We start from the raw sequence: 15,609 nt of genomic DNA on the forward strand, positions 1-15,609 counted from the left end.
CGAGGCGTTCTTCCGATCGGAGAGAGCCTCCCGTCCGTGGCGAGGTTCGGGGCGGTGCGGGAAGCGCCCGCACCCCGCTTGTTTTCGGGCAGGGCACGGCACGTTGATGCCGATCGCCGGATGCGCGTATGAATCTTCGCGTTCGGTCGAGCGAGGCGCACGATGCAGCGGAGGACGGCGCTGGAATCCGCCACGGCCCATGGCGGCGTCAGCTACGGCGCGCTGCCGGCGCAGCGCCTGCGCGCCGTCCTTCTCGGGGACGCGCCCTCGGACGCCGAACGGGCGCGGATCCATCAGGCTTTGTCCGAGACGCCGCTCTATCGGCTGGCGACCCTCGCCCGGGAGATCGGACTCCCCTTCGAGGCACTCGACGCACGATTTTCCGCCCTGTTCGGGAGCAGCCTGGAGGGCGCGCAGCAATGGAAGCCTGGCGGTCACTGATCCGTCGCGCCATGGCCCGCCTCCAGGCCGTCGGGCTCGGCAGTCGCGATTGGACATGGGGTGGCGGCACGGTGCTGATGCTTCGGCATCGGCACCGGCGGAGTCGCGACGTCGATATCTTCATCAACGACGTTCAGTATCTGTCCTACCTGTCGCCGCGCCTCGATGATCGCGAAACGTCCGATCTGATGGATTACCACGAGCAAGCCAATCACCTGCGCCTCGAATACCCGGAAGGCGAGGTCGATTTCCTCACGGTCGCCCCGGTGTTTCCCGGCCTGAAGCCGCACACGATGAGCCTGGAGGGCATATCGGGCGACATTCAACTCATGCAGGACAAGGAAATCTGTTGCGGCACATCGCCGAGCGGCGCCGGGATGCGCTGGACGTCGCCCTGGGCTCGCCGAACTGCGAGAGAGGCTATGCGGGCGTCGAGCAGCCGTCGCCGAACATTCCCTTCTCCGAGGCCCGCTCCGCCCTGCTCGACTGGATCGGGCATCGTTGAGCCGATCGATCGATGCGATCGGTAAAAACCTTCAGGCCATCTTTACGGATCGGTGAGGCTGGTCGCCGGTCCCGGGGGACAAGCTCCGGGCGTTAAGGGTTCGGTAGCGACACGGGCAATCTCCTGAGAACCGGTTTCAGCGCCGGAACCCGAAGGAATTGCAGCCATGGACCCGATCAGGGCCGCGGCCTCGACGCCGCCCGTCTCGACCGCTCCCATCACCCCCGTCCGCCCCGTGGCGGAGACCGCCCGCAGCGAGGCGCTGGCATCGCGCACGCTCGACCCCGCGGTCACCGTCGCGGTGAAACCCGAGAGCACCGAGGCGAAGCCGTCGGAGCCGGAGCGGCGCGCCTATGTCCGCGACGCGGAGAGCCAGAGCCTCGTCTTCCGGGTCACCGATCCGCAGACCGGCGACGTGGTGATGCAGATCCCCGACGAGGTGATCCTCAAGGCACGCACCTATGCGCGGGAATCGTCCGCATCTCCGGGCGAGCGCGTCGCCAAATCCGTCTGATACGACATCCGGTCGATGACCTCGGCCTCTCCTCCGTCATCGCGAGGCGAAGCCGTGGCAAACCAGGGCGCGCCCTTTCCGGACATGGCGCGCGCCCTGGATCGCTTCGCGGCCGCTCGCGATGACGAGAGTCTGGCGAAACCCGAAGCGATCGATCGGAAACGGTATGAGGAGCGGGCGAGGGCCCGCTCATGTTCGGTCGGCCGCGTCGCGGCGCCGGGCGAGACGTCAGGCGCCGGGTCCCGCATCGCCCTGCAGACCCGCGGCGATGTGGTTGTTGAGCGCGACCAGGGACTCGACCTTCTGCACCGTCGGCTCGATCATCGTGTCCAGGATCGTGTGGAACACGTAGGCCGAGAGCTGCGCCATGCCGTTGCGCACTTCGACGGGAAGCGGGCTGTTCGCCTCGGTCGCGGCGGAGGCGAGGATCGTCCAGACCCGCTGGTTGAAGGTCAGCGCCTCGTTGAGGGCGGTGCCCGGCGTGAGGTCGGTGCCGAGGGCCTGGAGCCGCCCGGCCGCCTTCAGGAGAACCGCCGCCTCGGCCTCCCGCGGGGATAGCGCCACGCGCGAGACCTTCGCGTAGGCATTGGCCGCATAATGCATCGTCCGCGTTCTCCCCGCACCGTTCAGGATCGGCCGCAGGGGATGAGTCGCATGAGCTTTGTTAAAAGCGGGTATGCGAGACCTCTGCCGCATTGGCGCCCCGAAAGGGGAGGAGTGCTGCGCCGTGGCCGACTCGCGCGATCCGTCGACGGGAGGGTCCACGCCGCACCGGGTCCGGAACCCGTTTCAGATGACGAATTTCCTTCTCGGTCTGATGGCCGGCTGCATCATCGCCGGCGTTGCCACCATCACCGCGGCGCGGCATCCGGCGGTCCAGTTGCGGCTCGGGCTCGTGCCGACCGCACAGGCGGCGATCGCCCCGCCGCCCCGCATCGAGGCGCCCCGCTGCCCGGCACCGAGAGCCGTCGACCCAGTCGGCAAGCCGGAGATGCTGTTCTCGCGCAGCCGCCTGTGGTCGGTCGCGCCCTGAGGCGCGAAGGGATGCCTCAGACGCTGCTGCCGAGCAGGAACATCACCATCGTCGTGGCGACGGTGCTGCCGAGGAACCCGCACAGGGCCGCGGCGAAGGACGGTCCGGTCCGCCGCTCGGTGGTGGACGGGAGGGCGGTGGTGTCGGTGGCGATCATGGCGGGCTCTCGGGCGAAGCGGTTGGTTTCGTTGCGATGAACGTGCGCCTCACGGCGACGCTTGGCGGTGCGGGACCGCACCCGGATCCGGGCGGGATCCGACTTTCGCGGGATCGGGTCGGGGGCGGGCTCGGGAAGCCCGGTCAGTCGCAGCGGTTCACGCGCTTGGCGACCCGCAGCGCCCGGAGTTCGCTGCGCAGATCGATCGCGACGATATCGGCGCCGCAATCCTCGAAGGCGTCCTGCGCCTCGTGGTAGCGGTCGCCGACCTCGTCGAGGGTGTCGCAGACCCGGTCGTGGTTGCCGAATTGCGCCTCCTGGCGGGCCTGATAGCGCAGGGCGCCGGCTTCCTGGACCTTCCGGCGGGCGTCGATGCAGCCGGGCGCGGCGAGGGCGGAGGAGGCCACGCCGAGGCTCACGAGGCAAGCCGCGAGGCCGGCGAGGGCGGTGTGGCGCATGAGGTGACGCATGGGCGGACCGACGCTGTTTCGACCGGGGTCATGAAGGGTTCGGGAGCGTGCGACGCGCAGCCATCACAGTGCCTTGGCACTGCTCTCGCCGCCCCGCCGCCGTCCGGCTCGGTCTTTTGAACGGTGACGCCGAGCCGATGGTTCCGAGCGCGTCCACTCAACCTGAAGGCTGTCTTCCCGGACGTTCGGACAGCCTCAGGCTCGATTGTCGCCGCGCGTCCCCCGGCCGGCGCCGGGAGGCGAGGATCTGGGCGAGCGTGACCGGGCGCAGGCCCTGCGGATCGACGCCGACATCGTATTGCCGCGGGATCGGCTTGAGCCGGCCGTGGGAATGGCCGTGCAGGTCGATCGTGCCGCGGCCGAGGCCGTTCCAGGTGCGGAAGGCATAGTGGCACAGCACGAGCCGGCGGCCTTCGACCTCGGTTTCCGCGTAATGCGCGACCGAGGCCCAGCCCGGCGCCGAGAGCGTGGCCGGGCCGTCGTTGTTGCCGACGATCAGGTGCTTGTGCCCGTTGAGCGCGGCGAGCAGCGCCGCGATGCGCTCCGGCGGGGGCCCGAGGGCGAAGTCGCCGAGATGCCACACCGTGTCGTCCGGCCCGACGCGGGCGTTCCAGGCGTCCACCAGGGCCGCGTCGTGGGCGGGCAGGTCGGGGAACGGGCGCCGGTCGATCCGCAGCACCCGGGAATCGCCGAAATGCGTATCGCTGGTGAGAAGGTCGTCATCCGCCGCGCCGTCCGCTGTGAGCGGGACAACGCGGCGGAGGCGCGAACGATACCGGCCTCAACGCCCCGGGCTGAAGCGCAGCGGCACCGTGACCGCGAGGCTCGACTGCGTGACCCCGGCCGGGGCGGGGGGCAGGCTGCCGCGCACCGCCGCGAGCGCGGCGGCGTCGATGGCGCCGACCCCGCTGCTGCCGACGAGGGCCGCCCCGCTCACCGCGCCGGAGCGGCCCACGGTGAAGCGCACGGTGGCCACGCCGCCCCCCGTGCCGGCGGCCGCCTCGCGGTTCATGCGGCCCTTGATGGCCGAGGCGAGCGCCCCCCGCCAGGCGGCCATGGCGTTGGGGTCGCTGGCCGAGGCGGCCGAGCCCGTGGCGCTCTGGCGCGAGGTCGCGGCGGCGTTGCGCTGCGAATTGCCCGCGACGGCCTGCTGGGCGCGGCGGGCGGCATCGCGCTCGGCCTTCGCCTTGGCGGCCTTGATCCGCGCCTCCTTCTGCGCCTCCTCGCGCCTCTTCTCCAGGATCTCCCTTCGGCGCGCCTCGCGCTCGGCCTCGCGCTTCTTCTCCAGCGCGGCCTTGCGGCGCTCCTCGATCCTGGGATCGGGCTTGGGAGGCTCGGGCGCCTTCGCCACCACCGGCGGCGCCAACGGCTCCGCCTCCTGCGCCTGCGAGGTGACGATCTGCTCCTCCGGCGGCGGGGGCGGCGTGTCGGGCGGAACCTCGGCGACGGCCTCCGGCGGCGGCGGCATCTCCTCCGGCTCGACCTCGGTCGGCGGCGGGGGCTGCACCTCCTGCGGCGTCTCGACCGGCTGGGCCGTTTCCGGCTCGCCCTCGGGCTTGGCCTCCTCGGGGATCGCCTCCGATCGCTGCGTCTCGACGGGGCCTTGAGTCTCCGCCTCCATCATCTGCGGAGCGAGATCGATGGTGATCTCCTGGTCGCCGGGCGGGGAGGGCGGCGTCAGGCGCAGGTAGGCGATGCCGAGAAGCCCCGCGCCGTGCAGGGCAAGCGCGAGGGCGAAGGCGGCCGCGAGGCGCCCGTGCCCGTCGTTCCCGCCCGCCGGGAGCCCCGGCCCGGCACCGGCGGGCATCGGGGCCGGCATCGGCGGCGGGGTCGGGGCGGACCGTGGGGCGAGCGAGGGAGCGGGCTTGGGAGCGGCCATCGGCTTAACGGGCCGTCCCTGCGGCGGCCGGGGCAGCGCCCGCCGATTGCGCGATCAGCGAGACCTTGGTGAAGCCGGCCTGACCGACGAGGCCCATCACCTCCATGATCCTGCCGTAGGGCACGTCGCGGTCGCCGCGCACCAGCACGACCTGATCCGGGTTCTCGGCCTTGAGCTGCCTGAGGCGCGGCAGGATCGTCTCCGGCGTGAAGCCATCCTTGGCGATGAACGGGTTGCCGTCCTTGTCGATGGAGACTTCGAGCGGCTTCTGCGACTGCGCCACCTTGGCGGCGGTCGTCTTCGGCAACTGCACCGGCACGCCCGTCGTCATCAGCGGCGCGGCGACCATGAAGATGATCAGCAGCACCAGCATCACGTCGACCATCGGCGTGACGTTGATTTCGGACATCGGCGTCGCGTCGAGGCCGTCCTCGTCGTCGCTCGCCGAACGAACGGTTCCCATGGCCATGACATCGCCCTCCCGGGCATCGGCGGCGGCCCGCCGGACCGGGCGGGCGTCGCGTCGGGGGTTTCGGGGTGTCGAACGGGGGCCGCTACTCGGCGGCCGCGGCGCGGGCGTGGGGGCCGCGGTCGCGGGCGAGACGGTTGCCGAGCACCGCGATGCAGGACACGAAGCCCGACTGGATGCGGGCGACGTCGCCGGAGAGCTTGTTGTAGGCCATCACCGCGGGAATCGCGACGACGAGGCCGATGGCGGTGGCGAACAGCGCCTCGGCGATGCCGGGAGCGACCACCGCGAGGCTGGTGTCCTGGCTCTTCGCGATCGACGAGAACGAGTTCATGATGCCCCAGACCGTGCCGAACAGGCCGACGAACGGGGCGGTGGAGCCGGAGGTCGCCAGCAGCGGCAGCCCGCCCTGGAGCCGTTTCACCTCGACGACGAGGGCGCCCTTCATGGCCCGCTCGATCCGCTCGCGGCGCTCGGCCCGGCTCTCGCTCGCGTCCTGATCGCGCCACGCGTCGAGACCCGCCTTGACCACGTGGCCGGCGATGCCCTTCTGCCCGGTATCGATGGTGCCCTCCGAGCGCACCATCGCCTCGAAGGCCTTGGCCTGCCGCTTGGCGGCGGCGAGGCGCACGATCTTCTCGAACACCACGGTCCAGCAGGCGAGCGAGGCCACCACGAGCAGGATCATCACGGTCTTGACGATCGGGTCGGCCTGAAGGAACAGGCCGATGAACGACATGTCGTGGGCTGTGGCGACCGCCTCGGCGGGCACGGACGTCGGATCCATGTGTGACTCCTCGTGGCTCCAGTTTTCGCCCGCCGTCCCGCATCGCCCGACCGGGCCGATGCAGGACGGCGAGGGCCGGCCTCAGCGGTCGAAGGCGGCCGATGTCTTGCTGGCGGGCTCGATCCGCTCCAGGCAGGTCTCGCGGGTGGCCTCGCCGCCTTCGCAGGCCAGCACGTCGTTGAGCAGGAGGCGGCCGATCTTCGGGCAGGCGAGGCCGGTGAAGTCGAACAGCCGCATCACGGTCTTCCTCTCCTGGACCGGGCCCAGCTCGACGGCGAGGCGCTTCTGGGCGACGCCCTCGGTGTCGAAGGCGAACAGGTCGACCTTCAGCGACTTCAGCGCGGGCCCGCGGCCGTTGTCGACGAGCATGTAGGTGCGGCAGGCCTCGCCCGCGGGTTCGAGCCGGTTCAGCTCGATCTTCAGGGGCGGGACGTCGGATTTGGGCGCCGGCGCACCGTCCTGCGCCATCGCGGCCGAGCCGGAGGCGATCAGGGCTGCGAAGGCGGCGCGCGCGAGACGGCGCCCTCCGATCCCGGCCTGTCCCGACATGGTGCGCCCCATTCCCCGACGTCCCTGCATCACGACGAATCCATCTCTCTCCGTCCCGCCCGCCCCGTGAGGCGACCCTGATGGCCTGCCCCGAAGGCCGAAGAAGGCCCGCGATCGGCCACACCGCCGGCGCGTCCGCGCCGAGAGCCGGCCTTCGGTACCGGACGAGCGCGACGCGATCTCCCGGCCGCCGCTTGGTCCGTGGATACGGCAAAGGTTACGCCCGGCGCTCCCCACGGCACCGTGCGTGTTTCCGGGCGTGCCTATCCGACAAGCGGGGTGATGATCAAGGTTTGGCAAGAATTTCAGAGCAATTCCAAACTATTGGCCGAGGCCGCCTCGTTCTTCCCGAAATGCACTTTTGTCCCGAATGAATTGCCGAATGATCCCGATCGGGCCGATCCGAGCGGATCCGGAGCGCCTGCGCCCGACCCTTGATCGGCCCCCGGTCGCTTTCCATATCCCGTCGCAGGAGCGCTGCCCCCGGGCGGGCTCGAGACCGCGAGGTGCCGCCAAGGGCTCGAACCCGGTTCGATCCCGAAGGGCCTCGCCGGAGGTTTGAGTGACGATGACGCGGCCGTCCCCGTTCGGGTATCCGTTCCTGCTCGGCTTCGACGAGATCGAGCAGGCACTCGATCGCGTGTCGAAGGCCGCCGGCGACGGGTATCCGCCCTACAACATCGAACGCGTCGCCCGCAGCGAGCGCGAGCCGGAACGTCTCCGCATCACGCTGGCGGTGGCCGGCTTTACGCAGGACCAGCTCGACGTCGCGCTGGAGGAAAACCAGCTCGTGGTGCGCGGCCGGCAGGTCGACGACAAGTCCCGCCAGTTCCTGCATCGCGGCATCGCGGCGCGGCAGTTCCAGCGGGCCTTCCTCCTCGCCGACGGCATGGAGGTGCTGGGCGCGGAACTGTCGAACGGCCTTCTGTCGATCGATCTCGCGCGCCCGGAGCCGGAGCGCATCGTGCGCAAGATCGCGATCGCGGCCAAGGATTCCTGAGAAGGGTTCCCGGCCTGCACGGCGCCCGTTTCCGCGTCGATGCACCGCAGGACGCCCCCGCCCGTCCCACCCCCGCCCGTCCCCTGGGCCTCCACCCCAACCCGGATTTGTCGCCGCCGGTGCGCGGGACCATATCCGGCTCGACGCTCTGCCTCGGAAGGAGGGCATTTCATGACCGACGTCATCACGACCGATCCGACCATCGACACCACCGCGACCCCCGCCATCGATCCGGCCGAGTTCGCGGCTCTCGGCGAGGGGCACATCGCCTATGTCCGGCCGATCCGCTCGGACGAGGTGCGCAGCCTGTTCCCGCAGGCACCCGACATGACCCCGGGCCTCGACCTGTTCGCCCTGCTCTCGGCGAGCGGCGCGCCGATCCTGCTCACCGATTCCCGCGAGGTCGCCGTCGCGAACGCGATGGCCCACCAGCTCTACCCGGTGAGCCTGCACTGACGCCCCACCGTCCCGCCGGAGCGGGGCGGGTCTTCAGGCCATCGCCGCGACCGTGCGCACCAGGAGGGCGATATCCTCGGGCCGCGACAGGCGGTGGTCGCCGTCCTTGACCAGCGTCAGCCGGGAGCCCCGCTCGGGCAGGCGCTCCAGAATCCGCAAGGCATGGCCGTAGGGAACGTCCGAGTCGGCCATGCCCTGGAGGATGTGAACCGGGCAGCCCGGCTCCAGCGCCGCATTCAGCAGCAGGTGGCGTCGCCCGTCCTCGATCAGCGCCATGCGGATCGGGTCGGGCTCCGGAGCGTAGGGCGTCGTCCGATACCAGACGCCGTCCCGCTCCAGGATCTGCCGGATCTCCGGCGGAAACGCGTCCCACATCAGCGCCTCGGTGAAGTCGAGGGCCGGGGCGATCAGCACGAGCCCGCCGAGGCCCGCCCCCCGCCGCGCCCGCTCCCGGGCGACGAGACAGGCGATCCAGCCGCCCATGGAGGAGCCGACGAGGATCGGCCCCTCGTCGGCGAAGCGGTCGATGACGGCGCAGGCGTCGGCCAGCCAGTCGGAGAGCGTGCCGTCCTCGAAACGCCCATCCGATTCACCGTGCCCGGAATAGTCGAACCGGACCATGCGCCGGCCGGCCCGTGCGGCCCAGGCGTCGAGGGCAGCAGCCTTGGTCGCCCGCATGTCCGAGCGGAAGCCGCCGAGCCAGACCACCGGCGGGCCCTCGCCCTCCCGGATCCGCACCGCGAGCCGGCGCGGGGACGACCCGCCGGCACCATCGAGGACGGTGACGGGCACGTCACCCACGGACGTTTCGGGAACGGTCACGGGTGCGGAAAATCCTGTGATTCTGAAACAAGCCGACGACGCTTCGTTTACCGAACCGTAAAGCCGCGGAACGATCCTTACCCCATGACCGTGTTCCGAGCGACCGTCCCGCCGCGGGTGCCGCGATGAACGGAGGCAGCCTGTCCGGCGGCCCCGTGCGCTTGTCCGAAGCCTCGCCGCTGGCGGGCGTGACGGTGCTGCAGATCATCCCGGCCCTGGAAGCGGGAGGCGCCGAGCGCACCACCGTCGACGTGGCCGCGGCTCTGGCCGAGGCCGGCGCCCGGCCGCTCGTGGCGACGGAGGGCGGGCGGCTCGTCGGCGAGCTTCAGGCCAAGGGCGGGATCTGGGTGCCGTTCCCGGCCAACACCAAGAACCCGCTGGCGATGGCGCTCAACGTCGGGCGCCTCGCCCGGCTCTGCCGCCGGGAGGGCGTTCGGATCCTGCACGCCCGCTCCCGCGCGCCGGCCTGGGTGGCACTGGGCGCCGCGCGACGCCAGGGAATTCCGTTCGTGACGACCTATCACGGCAGCTATTCGGGCCGCACCGGGGTCAAGATCCTCTACAATTCGGTGATGGCGCGGGGCGACGCCGTGATCGCCAACTCGCACTACACCGCCGACCTGATCCGCCGGACGCATCCCGAGCAGGCGGGCGAGCGCATCAGCGTGATCCACCGCGGCACGGACCTCTCGGCCTTCACCCCCTCGGCGGTGGCGCCCGCGCGGGTCGAGGGCCTGCGCCGGGCCTGGGGCGTGGCGCCGCACGAGCGGGTCGTTCTGCTCGCCGCCCGTCTCACCGCCTGGAAGGGCCAGCGCGTGCTGATCGAGGCGGCCGGCCGCCTGCGCGATCTGGGCCTCACCGATTTCGCCGTGGTGCTCGCGGGCGATCCGCAGGGCCGCACGTCCTACGAGCGCGAGCTCGACGCCCTGATCGAGGCGCGCGACCTCAAGGGCCTCGTGCGCCGGGTCGGCCACTGCGCCGACATGCCGGCGGCCTTCCGCGCCGCCTCCGTGGTCGCGGTGCCCTCGGTCGAGCCCGAGGCGTTCGGGCGCTCGGCGGTCGAGGCGCAGGCGCTCGGCATCCCCGTCGTCGTCTCGGACCTCGGCGCCGTGCCGGAGACGGTGCTGGCCCCGCCCGACGCCGACCCGGCCCGGCGCACCGGCTGGCGGGTGCCGCCCGGCGATGCGGCGGCGCTCGCCGACGCGCTGAAGCAGGCGCTGTCGCTCGGAGCCAGCGCCCGCGACGCGCTCGCGCGCCGGGCCCAACATCACGTCGAGACGAATTTCTCCCTCGACCGCATGATCGCGGGGACGCTCGACGTCTACGCGGATCTTCTGAACCGCGGCGGCCGGTGACGGGCGTGAACCGAAATCCGTCTCGCGAATTGTCTTGGCAAGAGTTGACTTGGAGAGTTGACTTGGCAAGAGGATTTGCCAAGTTGGTGCCGTCCGGCCGAGCCGGATCGATCGGTGGCCGGGGCTCGCCAGACGCGGCGGCTCTCAGGCTGCCGTTTTGTCGTTGATACAGGAGAACTGAGCCATTCGCAGACCCATGAGAGCCATGCCGGCCCCGCAGAAGGACGGGCCGCGCGCAAACCGGGACATTCGCGGCGTCCGCGACGTCCAGCTCATCGACCAGGACGGCCAGAACCGGGGCGTCGTGCCCTTCTTCGATGCGCTGGCGATGGCTGAGGAGGTCGGGCTCGACCTCGTCGAGATCGCGCCGAACTCGTCGCCTCCCGTCTGCAAGTTCCTCGATTACGGGCGCTTCCGCTTCAACGAACAGAAGAAGCAGAACGAGGCCCGCAAGCGGCAGAAGACGGTCGAGGTGAAGGAGATCAAGCTCCGCCCCGGCATCGACAAGCACGACTACGACGTGAAGATGAAGGCCGTGCAGCGCTTCTTCGAGGAAGGCGACAAGGTGAAGGTCACCTTACGCTTCCGCGGACGCGAGATCGCCCACCAGGATATCGGCCTGCGCCTGCTCGAACGCGTGAAGGTCGAGACCGCCGAGATCGCCAAGGTCGAGAGCGAGCCGATGCTCGAAGGCCGCCAGATGATCATGATCCTGGCGCCGCGCTGAATTTCTTCGGCCGTTCCGCGGAACGGGCTCTTCCGCCAATGCGCTGCTCCCTCGCGGGATCGGCGCATTTTTTGTCGGTGAAGCGGACAGCACCGTGTGACGCCGGTTCGCGTCGCGATGTCCGGATTGCCTGGGCTGACGCTTGGGGCGGCGGAGCCGTGGCCCGAGCCTATAGCAAGGGGTCAGCCGATCCTGCTGGCGAAGGGTGTCGGATTTCCGCTGGGATGCCTCGTCCGGCGTCGTCGTGGCGCTGGATCGCTTCGCCTGACGGCTCGCAATGACGGTATGGGTCACCCCTTTCCGTCATTGCGAGGCGAAGCCGAAGCAACCCAGAGCGCGACGCAGGCCGGATGAGGCACGCATGTCAGCCGAAACCCTTTCGCCAGCAAGATTGCATCAGTCGAAGCGGTCCAGCACCACGAAGCCGTCCGGCAACTCCCAGAAAACTATTTCAGCATCGAGATCTGCACGTCGCCGACGCGCCGGGTCACCGCCACCGTCACGTCGTCGCCGTGGCGGTGCAGGCGGATGTCGGCGCGCGAGGCGCCGAGCTTGAGGTTGAACAGTTCCACCCCTTCGAGGAAGCGCGGCAGGATCGGATTGCGGAAGCGGATGCGGTTGCGGGCGTGGTCGAGTTCGAGGCCGAGGCAGGCCGCGAGGAAGGCGAAGGGGGCCGCCGCGGCCCAGGCCTGGGGCGAGCAGGCCACGGGGTAGCTCACCGGGCCGCGCTGGCGGCGCCGCATGAAGCCGCAGAACAGCTCCGGCAGGCGCTTCTGGTCGTCGTAGAGGGTGGTGTCGAACATGCCCTGGAACACGCGTGCGGCCTCTTCCTTGAGGCCGTAGCGGGCGAGACCGAGGGCGCAGATCGCGTTGTCGTGCGGCCAGATCGAGCCGTTGTGGTAGGACATCGGGTTGTAGCGCGCCTCGCCCTTGGCGATGGTGCGGATGCCCCAGCCGTTGAAGCCGTCGTTGGACAGGAGCTGCTCGGCCACGCGGAGGGCCCGCTCCGGCAGGGCGATGTCGGTGAACAGGGCGTGGCCGGTGTTGGAGGAGCGCACGGCGCATTGCCGCTTCTGGCCGTCGAGGGCGAGCGCGTAGGTGCCGATCTCTTCGCACCAGAATGCCCGGTCGAAGTTTTCGCGCAAGCTGTCGGCCTCGGTGCCGAGACGCTTCGACAGGTCGTCCTCACCCAGCAGGCTCGCGAGCCGGGCCGCGCCGCGCTTGGCGGCGTAGACGTAGCCCTGCACCTCGCACAGCGCGATCGGTCCCTTGGCCATAGCGCCGTCGGCGTGGAAGATCGAATCGTGGCTGTCCTTCCAGCCCTGGTTGGCCAGCCCCTGCTCGGTCTCGCGGGCATATTCGACGAAGCCGTCGCCGTCGCGGTCGCCATACTTGTCGATCCATTCGAGCGAGAGCTTGAGCTGCGGCCAGATCGCCCGGACCGTGTCGAGGTCGCCGGTCACCTCGTAGTACTGCGAGGCCAGCATCACGAAGAGCGGCGTGCCGTCGATGGTGCCGTAATAGTGGCGGAAGGGCACCTCGCCGAGCATCGCCATCTCGCCGCGCCGGGTCTCGTGCAGCACCTTGCCGGGCTGGGCGTCGGCCGCCGGATCGACGGCCTTGGCCTGGGTCGCGGCGAGGAAGCGCAGCACGCCCTTGCCGAAGTTCGGGTCGATCCAGAGCGCCATCATCGCCGTGATGATGCCGTCGCGCCCGAACACCGTGGAGTACCAGGGGATGCCGGCGAAGGGGTAGACGCCCTCCTGCGTCCGCGTGGCCAGCATGTAGAGGTCGGCGGTCGCCCGGCAGAGCCCCTCGTTGAACTGGTCGTTCGAGGAGATGATCGTGGTGATGCCCGCCGTGAGCTGGCGCAGGTCGCGCCGGTTGTCGCGGTAGGCGCGGGCGAAGATGCGCCCCTCGCTCAGGCTGCGGTCCGGCTGCTCGGCGAGGCTGCCCGCCGCCCGCGACAGCGCCGCCGCGGCGGACTCGCCGGCCTTCTCGGGGCCGGGCGCCGAGGTATAGGCGCGGTGCGACTGGCAGACCACGCGGATGAAGAGCGAGGTGTGACCGCCGGGGTGCAACGCGACCACGAACTCGGCCTTGCCCGGTTCGAGGCCGTGCGGCTTCGGCCCGAAATGCAGCGAGGTGGTGCGCACGATCTCGTCGAGGCCGGCGTAGCGGAACTGAACCTCGGTGTCGCTGCGCCGCTCCACCGTGCGCTTGCCGCGGTTCGTCCGGTCCGAGCCGCGCACCTCGAACAGGTCGCGGTAATCGGCGTCGAAGGTGACGCCGATGCGCAAGGAGCGGCGGCGGGTGTCGTAGTTGCGCAGGCCGATCCGGTCGTAGCAGGCGCCCTTGAACAGGAACTTGGTGCGCTCGATGGCGATCAGTTCGCGGGGGATCGTCGTGTCGTCGCCCGCATCCAGCCGGATGTCGGGGGTGGTGAGATCGACGCTCAGCGCCCCGTTGTCGTCCTGCATGGCCGAGGACAGCATCATCGGCCGCTCGTCCTCGACGGTGAGCGCGAGGCGCGAGAGGTAGCGCGTGTCCTGGAAGTAGAGGCCCTCGGGCCCGGGCGACCAGCCGATATCGCCGTAGCTGTCGAGCACGGCGAAGGCCTCGCCGTACTTCAGGGCCCGCAACGGGCGCTCGACCAGCGAGGCCTGCGCCTCGATATGGTATTGCGGCAGGTGCTCGTCGGCGTCCTGAAAGCCGGCTTTCGGCGCCGTCTTCCCCTCGATGATACCGGCGTGGAGATGGGCTGCGTCGTCCTGTGCCGCCATGCGAAGCGCCTCTGTGCCGTTGTCCGATGGAGCCTGCTCTCGATCGAGGCTCGCAAATCGAAGGCCGCCGATCGCCTCACAGCAACCGGCGGCCCTGTCGGACTCGTTCAGTTAGGCGCTCCCCCGGCCCCGGCGAGGGGCCGGAGGCGAGTTTCCGTCGAGCCTCAGGCCGGCATCGCCGCGACGTGGATCGGACCGTGGGCGGTGCCGTTCAGCTCACCGTACTGGGGCGAGAAGGCGCCGGCGGCGGGCATCTCGATCACGTTTCCCCGGCCGGCCAGCAACTGCTCGTAGGCCGAGACGTACTTGCGCACCATCACTTCCGCCGTGAAGCGGCCCTCGAAATGGGCGCGGACGCCGGCGCGCGGCAGATCCTTGACCTTGCGGCAGGCCTCGACCGCCTCGTCCATCGAGTCGACGATGAAGCCGCTGACGCCGTCCCTGATCACTTCCGGCACCGAGCCATTGCGATAGGCGATCACGGGCGTGCCCGCCGACATCGCCTCGATCATCACCAGGCCGAAGGGCTCCGGCCAGTCGATCGGGAAGGCGAGCGCCAGGGCGTTGCCGAGGAAGTCCTTCTTCTGCTCCTCGTTGATCTCGCCGATATACTCGACCAGCGGGTGGTGGATCATCGGCTCGATGGTCTCGTCCCAGTACTCCTGGTCGGCCTTGTCGACCTTGGCGGCGATCTTCAGCGGGATGCCGGAACGGATCGCCATCTCGATCGCGCGGTCGGGGCGCTTCTCGGGCGAGATGCGGCCGAGGAAGGCGAGATAGCCGCCCCTGGCCTCGGGGTCGTACGGGCAGTTCTCCTTCGGCAGGCCGTGATGGATCGTGGCCAGCCAGTTGGCGTTCTCCGGCATCGGCTCGCGCTGGTTGTCCGAGATCGAGACCAGGGGCATGCCGGTGAAGGTGCTGTAGACCGGCATGAAGTCCGGCACGTCCAGGCGACCATGCATGGTCGTCAGGCATTTGTGGTACAGATCCTCGAACATCGGGTATTGCAGGAGATCGATGTGGAAGTGGATGACGTCGAACTCGTGCGCCCGGCGATGCACGTGGTGCAGCATGGCGAGGTGGCCCGCGGTGTGGTCGCGGTAGCCGAGCAGGCGCAGGCCTTCCGGGTGACAGGCGGCGAGCTTGGCCGAGGTCCGGGAATCGCCGCTGGCGAACAAGGTCACGTCGTGACCCTGGCGGACGAGTTCTTCCGTAATCCATGAAACGACACGCTCGGTACCGCCATAGAACTTCGGGGGCACGGCTTCAGCGAGCGGGGCAACCTGGGCAATGCGCACGAAGACGTCTCCTGTGACCGGGAATAAGGATGTTGCAGGGACTCATGGGGGATGCGGCCTGAGCGGGACATGAACGAAACGGACGGCCAAGGTTTATGGTTCCGCTGCCCCACTGGGGCGAGCGGCAATCTTTGCAACCCCACCGGACACCGGCTTTCCACAGCGGCCCGCGCAAACGCCCGCACCGGCCTGACGGGTCGTTCGACCCGCCGGCGCGCACCGGCGCGCGTGCCGAATCCCGTTCGTGGACATGTTGTTGCCCCCTAAAGACCGGACAGGGCCTCCTGGGTTGATCGGGGGATGAACTCGCGCGGCGAACGGGAGCCTAATACCGACACGGCCGGACGGATCGAGAACGCGCAGA

At 70.0% G+C, this 15,609-nt stretch carries 19 protein-coding genes; 8 read left to right on the forward strand and 11 right to left on the reverse strand.

Features of this window, described 5'->3' with window-relative positions; genetic code table 11:
* The first annotated feature begins 162 nt into the window (after nt 1–162).
* From PGN25_10990 to PGN25_11000, 3 genes are all read left to right on the forward strand, one after another.
* The gene (locus PGN25_10990; GenBank protein ID MEH3118090.1) at nt 163–441 is read left to right on the forward strand and encodes a hypothetical protein; all 279 of its coding nucleotides are present in this window, start codon (nt 163–165) and stop codon (nt 439–441) included.
* Between the two features lie 11 nt (nt 442–452).
* Entirely contained in the window at nt 453–971 is a 519-nt protein-coding gene (locus PGN25_10995; GenBank protein ID MEH3118091.1) for a hypothetical protein, read from the forward strand.
* 141 nt (nt 972–1,112) lie between these two features.
* Nucleotides 1,113–1,460 (forward strand): flagellar protein FlaG, encoded by a 348-nt coding sequence (locus PGN25_11000; GenBank protein ID MEH3118092.1) that lies wholly within the window; start codon nt 1,113–1,115, stop codon nt 1,458–1,460.
* 228 nt (nt 1,461–1,688) lie between these two features.
* On the opposite strand, the gene PGN25_11005 is transcribed toward PGN25_11000, so the two are convergent.
* Nucleotides 1,689–2,063 (reverse strand): flagellar biosynthesis regulator FlaF, encoded by a 375-nt coding sequence (locus PGN25_11005; protein MEH3118093.1) that lies wholly within the window; start codon nt 2,061–2,063, stop codon nt 1,689–1,691.
* Between the two features lie 190 nt (nt 2,064–2,253).
* Between PGN25_11005 and PGN25_11010 the strand changes: the two genes are divergently transcribed.
* The gene (locus PGN25_11010; GenBank protein MEH3118094.1) at nt 2,254–2,493 is read left to right on the forward strand and encodes a hypothetical protein; all 240 of its coding nucleotides are present in this window, start codon (nt 2,254–2,256) and stop codon (nt 2,491–2,493) included.
* Between the two features lie 16 nt (nt 2,494–2,509).
* On the opposite strand, the gene PGN25_11015 is transcribed toward PGN25_11010, so the two are convergent.
* The 7 genes from PGN25_11015 to PGN25_11045 form a co-directional block, all read right to left on the reverse strand.
* Nucleotides 2,510–2,650, reverse strand: coding sequence for a hypothetical protein (locus PGN25_11015; protein ID MEH3118095.1), 141 nt, complete (start codon nt 2,648–2,650; stop codon nt 2,510–2,512).
* Between the two features lie 143 nt (nt 2,651–2,793).
* Nucleotides 2,794–3,120 carry a hypothetical protein gene (locus PGN25_11020; protein MEH3118096.1) on the reverse strand — a complete coding sequence of 109 codons (327 nt, stop codon included), beginning with the start codon at nt 3,118–3,120 and terminating at the stop codon, nt 2,794–2,796.
* A 157-nt stretch (nt 3,121–3,277) separates the two neighbouring features.
* The gene (locus PGN25_11025; GenBank protein ID MEH3118097.1) at nt 3,278–3,799 is read right to left on the reverse strand and encodes a metallophosphoesterase; all 522 of its coding nucleotides are present in this window, start codon (nt 3,797–3,799) and stop codon (nt 3,278–3,280) included.
* 102 nt (nt 3,800–3,901) lie between these two features.
* On the reverse strand, nt 3,902–4,999 hold the full coding sequence (locus PGN25_11030) for a TonB family protein (GenBank protein MEH3118098.1): 1,098 nt from the start codon (nt 4,997–4,999) through the stop codon (nt 3,902–3,904).
* Between the two features lie 4 nt (nt 5,000–5,003).
* Nucleotides 5,004–5,468: a protein TolR gene (tolR, locus tag PGN25_11035; protein MEH3118099.1), complete on the reverse strand. Its 465-nt coding sequence runs from the start codon at nt 5,466–5,468 to the stop codon at nt 5,004–5,006.
* Between the two features lie 85 nt (nt 5,469–5,553).
* Nucleotides 5,554–6,255 carry a MotA/TolQ/ExbB proton channel family protein gene (locus PGN25_11040; GenBank protein ID MEH3118100.1) on the reverse strand — a complete coding sequence of 234 codons (702 nt, stop codon included), beginning with the start codon at nt 6,253–6,255 and terminating at the stop codon, nt 5,554–5,556.
* A gap of 81 nt (nt 6,256–6,336) precedes the next feature.
* Nucleotides 6,337–6,816 carry a Tat pathway signal protein gene (locus PGN25_11045; GenBank protein ID MEH3118101.1) on the reverse strand — a complete coding sequence of 160 codons (480 nt, stop codon included), beginning with the start codon at nt 6,814–6,816 and terminating at the stop codon, nt 6,337–6,339.
* Between the two features lie 556 nt (nt 6,817–7,372).
* Between PGN25_11045 and PGN25_11050 the strand changes: the two genes are divergently transcribed.
* Together PGN25_11050 and PGN25_11055 are read left to right on the forward strand one after the other, a co-directional pair.
* The gene (locus tag PGN25_11050) at nt 7,373–7,804 is read left to right on the forward strand and encodes an Hsp20 family protein (GenBank protein MEH3118102.1); all 432 of its coding nucleotides are present in this window, start codon (nt 7,373–7,375) and stop codon (nt 7,802–7,804) included.
* 171 nt (nt 7,805–7,975) lie between these two features.
* The gene (locus tag PGN25_11055) at nt 7,976–8,260 is read left to right on the forward strand and encodes a DUF1150 domain-containing protein (protein ID MEH3118103.1); all 285 of its coding nucleotides are present in this window, start codon (nt 7,976–7,978) and stop codon (nt 8,258–8,260) included.
* Between the two features lie 33 nt (nt 8,261–8,293).
* Here PGN25_11055 and PGN25_11060 read toward each other — a convergent pair whose 3' ends face one another.
* The gene (locus PGN25_11060) at nt 8,294–9,082 is read right to left on the reverse strand and encodes an alpha/beta hydrolase (protein MEH3118104.1); all 789 of its coding nucleotides are present in this window, start codon (nt 9,080–9,082) and stop codon (nt 8,294–8,296) included.
* A 125-nt stretch (nt 9,083–9,207) separates the two neighbouring features.
* Between PGN25_11060 and PGN25_11065 the strand changes: the two genes are divergently transcribed.
* Nucleotides 9,208–10,437, forward strand: a complete 1,230-nt coding sequence (locus PGN25_11065) for a glycosyltransferase family 4 protein (GenBank protein ID MEH3118105.1) — start codon at nt 9,208–9,210, stop codon at nt 10,435–10,437.
* Nucleotides 10,438–10,642: 205 nt separating this feature from the next.
* Nucleotides 10,643–11,164: a translation initiation factor IF-3 gene (gene infC / locus PGN25_11070; protein ID MEH3118106.1), complete on the forward strand. Its 522-nt coding sequence runs from the start codon at nt 10,643–10,645 to the stop codon at nt 11,162–11,164.
* 446 nt (nt 11,165–11,610) lie between these two features.
* Here infC and PGN25_11075 read toward each other — a convergent pair whose 3' ends face one another.
* Nucleotides 11,611–13,947: an amylo-alpha-1,6-glucosidase gene (locus PGN25_11075; protein ID MEH3118107.1), complete on the reverse strand. Its 2,337-nt coding sequence runs from the start codon at nt 13,945–13,947 to the stop codon at nt 11,611–11,613.
* A gap of 164 nt (nt 13,948–14,111) precedes the next feature.
* Nucleotides 14,112–15,245 (reverse strand): glycosyltransferase family 4 protein, encoded by a 1,134-nt coding sequence (locus PGN25_11080; protein MEH3118108.1) that lies wholly within the window; start codon nt 15,243–15,245, stop codon nt 14,112–14,114.
* Nucleotides 15,246–15,609: the final 364 nt, after the last annotated feature.

The sequence above is a fragment of the Methylorubrum populi genome (assembly GCA_036946625.1).
Classification (GTDB): Bacteria; Pseudomonadota; Alphaproteobacteria; order Rhizobiales; family Beijerinckiaceae; genus Methylobacterium; species Methylobacterium populi_C.

Bases quoted from the DNA above. Each gene is read 5' to 3' on its own strand.
- PGN25_10990 (MEH3118090.1), top strand. From the start codon at position 163: ATGCAGCGGAGGACGGCGCTGGAATCCGCCACGGCCCATGGCGGCGTC.
- PGN25_10995 (MEH3118091.1), top strand. From the start codon at position 453: ATGGCCCGCCTCCAGGCCGTCGGGCTCGGCAGTCGCGATTGGACATGG.
- PGN25_11000 (MEH3118092.1), top strand. From the start codon at position 1,113: ATGGACCCGATCAGGGCCGCGGCCTCGACGCCGCCCGTCTCGACCGCT.
- PGN25_11005 (MEH3118093.1), bottom strand. From the start codon at position 2,063: ATGCATTATGCGGCCAATGCCTACGCGAAGGTCTCGCGCGTGGCGCTA.
- PGN25_11010 (MEH3118094.1), top strand. From the start codon at position 2,254: ATGACGAATTTCCTTCTCGGTCTGATGGCCGGCTGCATCATCGCCGGC.
- PGN25_11015 (MEH3118095.1), bottom strand. From the start codon at position 2,650: ATGATCGCCACCGACACCACCGCCCTCCCGTCCACCACCGAGCGGCGG.
- PGN25_11020 (MEH3118096.1), bottom strand. From the start codon at position 3,120: ATGCGTCACCTCATGCGCCACACCGCCCTCGCCGGCCTCGCGGCTTGC.
- PGN25_11030 (MEH3118098.1), bottom strand. From the start codon at position 4,999: ATGGCCGCTCCCAAGCCCGCTCCCTCGCTCGCCCCACGGTCCGCCCCG.
- tolR (MEH3118099.1), bottom strand. From the start codon at position 5,468: ATGGCCATGGGAACCGTTCGTTCGGCGAGCGACGACGAGGACGGCCTC.
- PGN25_11040 (MEH3118100.1), bottom strand. From the start codon at position 6,255: ATGGATCCGACGTCCGTGCCCGCCGAGGCGGTCGCCACAGCCCACGAC.
- PGN25_11045 (MEH3118101.1), bottom strand. From the start codon at position 6,816: ATGGGGCGCACCATGTCGGGACAGGCCGGGATCGGAGGGCGCCGTCTC.
- PGN25_11050 (MEH3118102.1), top strand. From the start codon at position 7,373: ATGACGCGGCCGTCCCCGTTCGGGTATCCGTTCCTGCTCGGCTTCGAC.
- PGN25_11055 (MEH3118103.1), top strand. From the start codon at position 7,976: ATGACCGACGTCATCACGACCGATCCGACCATCGACACCACCGCGACC.
- PGN25_11065 (MEH3118105.1), top strand. From the start codon at position 9,208: ATGAACGGAGGCAGCCTGTCCGGCGGCCCCGTGCGCTTGTCCGAAGCC.
- infC (MEH3118106.1), top strand. From the start codon at position 10,643: ATGCCGGCCCCGCAGAAGGACGGGCCGCGCGCAAACCGGGACATTCGC.
- PGN25_11075 (MEH3118107.1), bottom strand. From the start codon at position 13,947: ATGGCGGCACAGGACGACGCAGCCCATCTCCACGCCGGTATCATCGAG.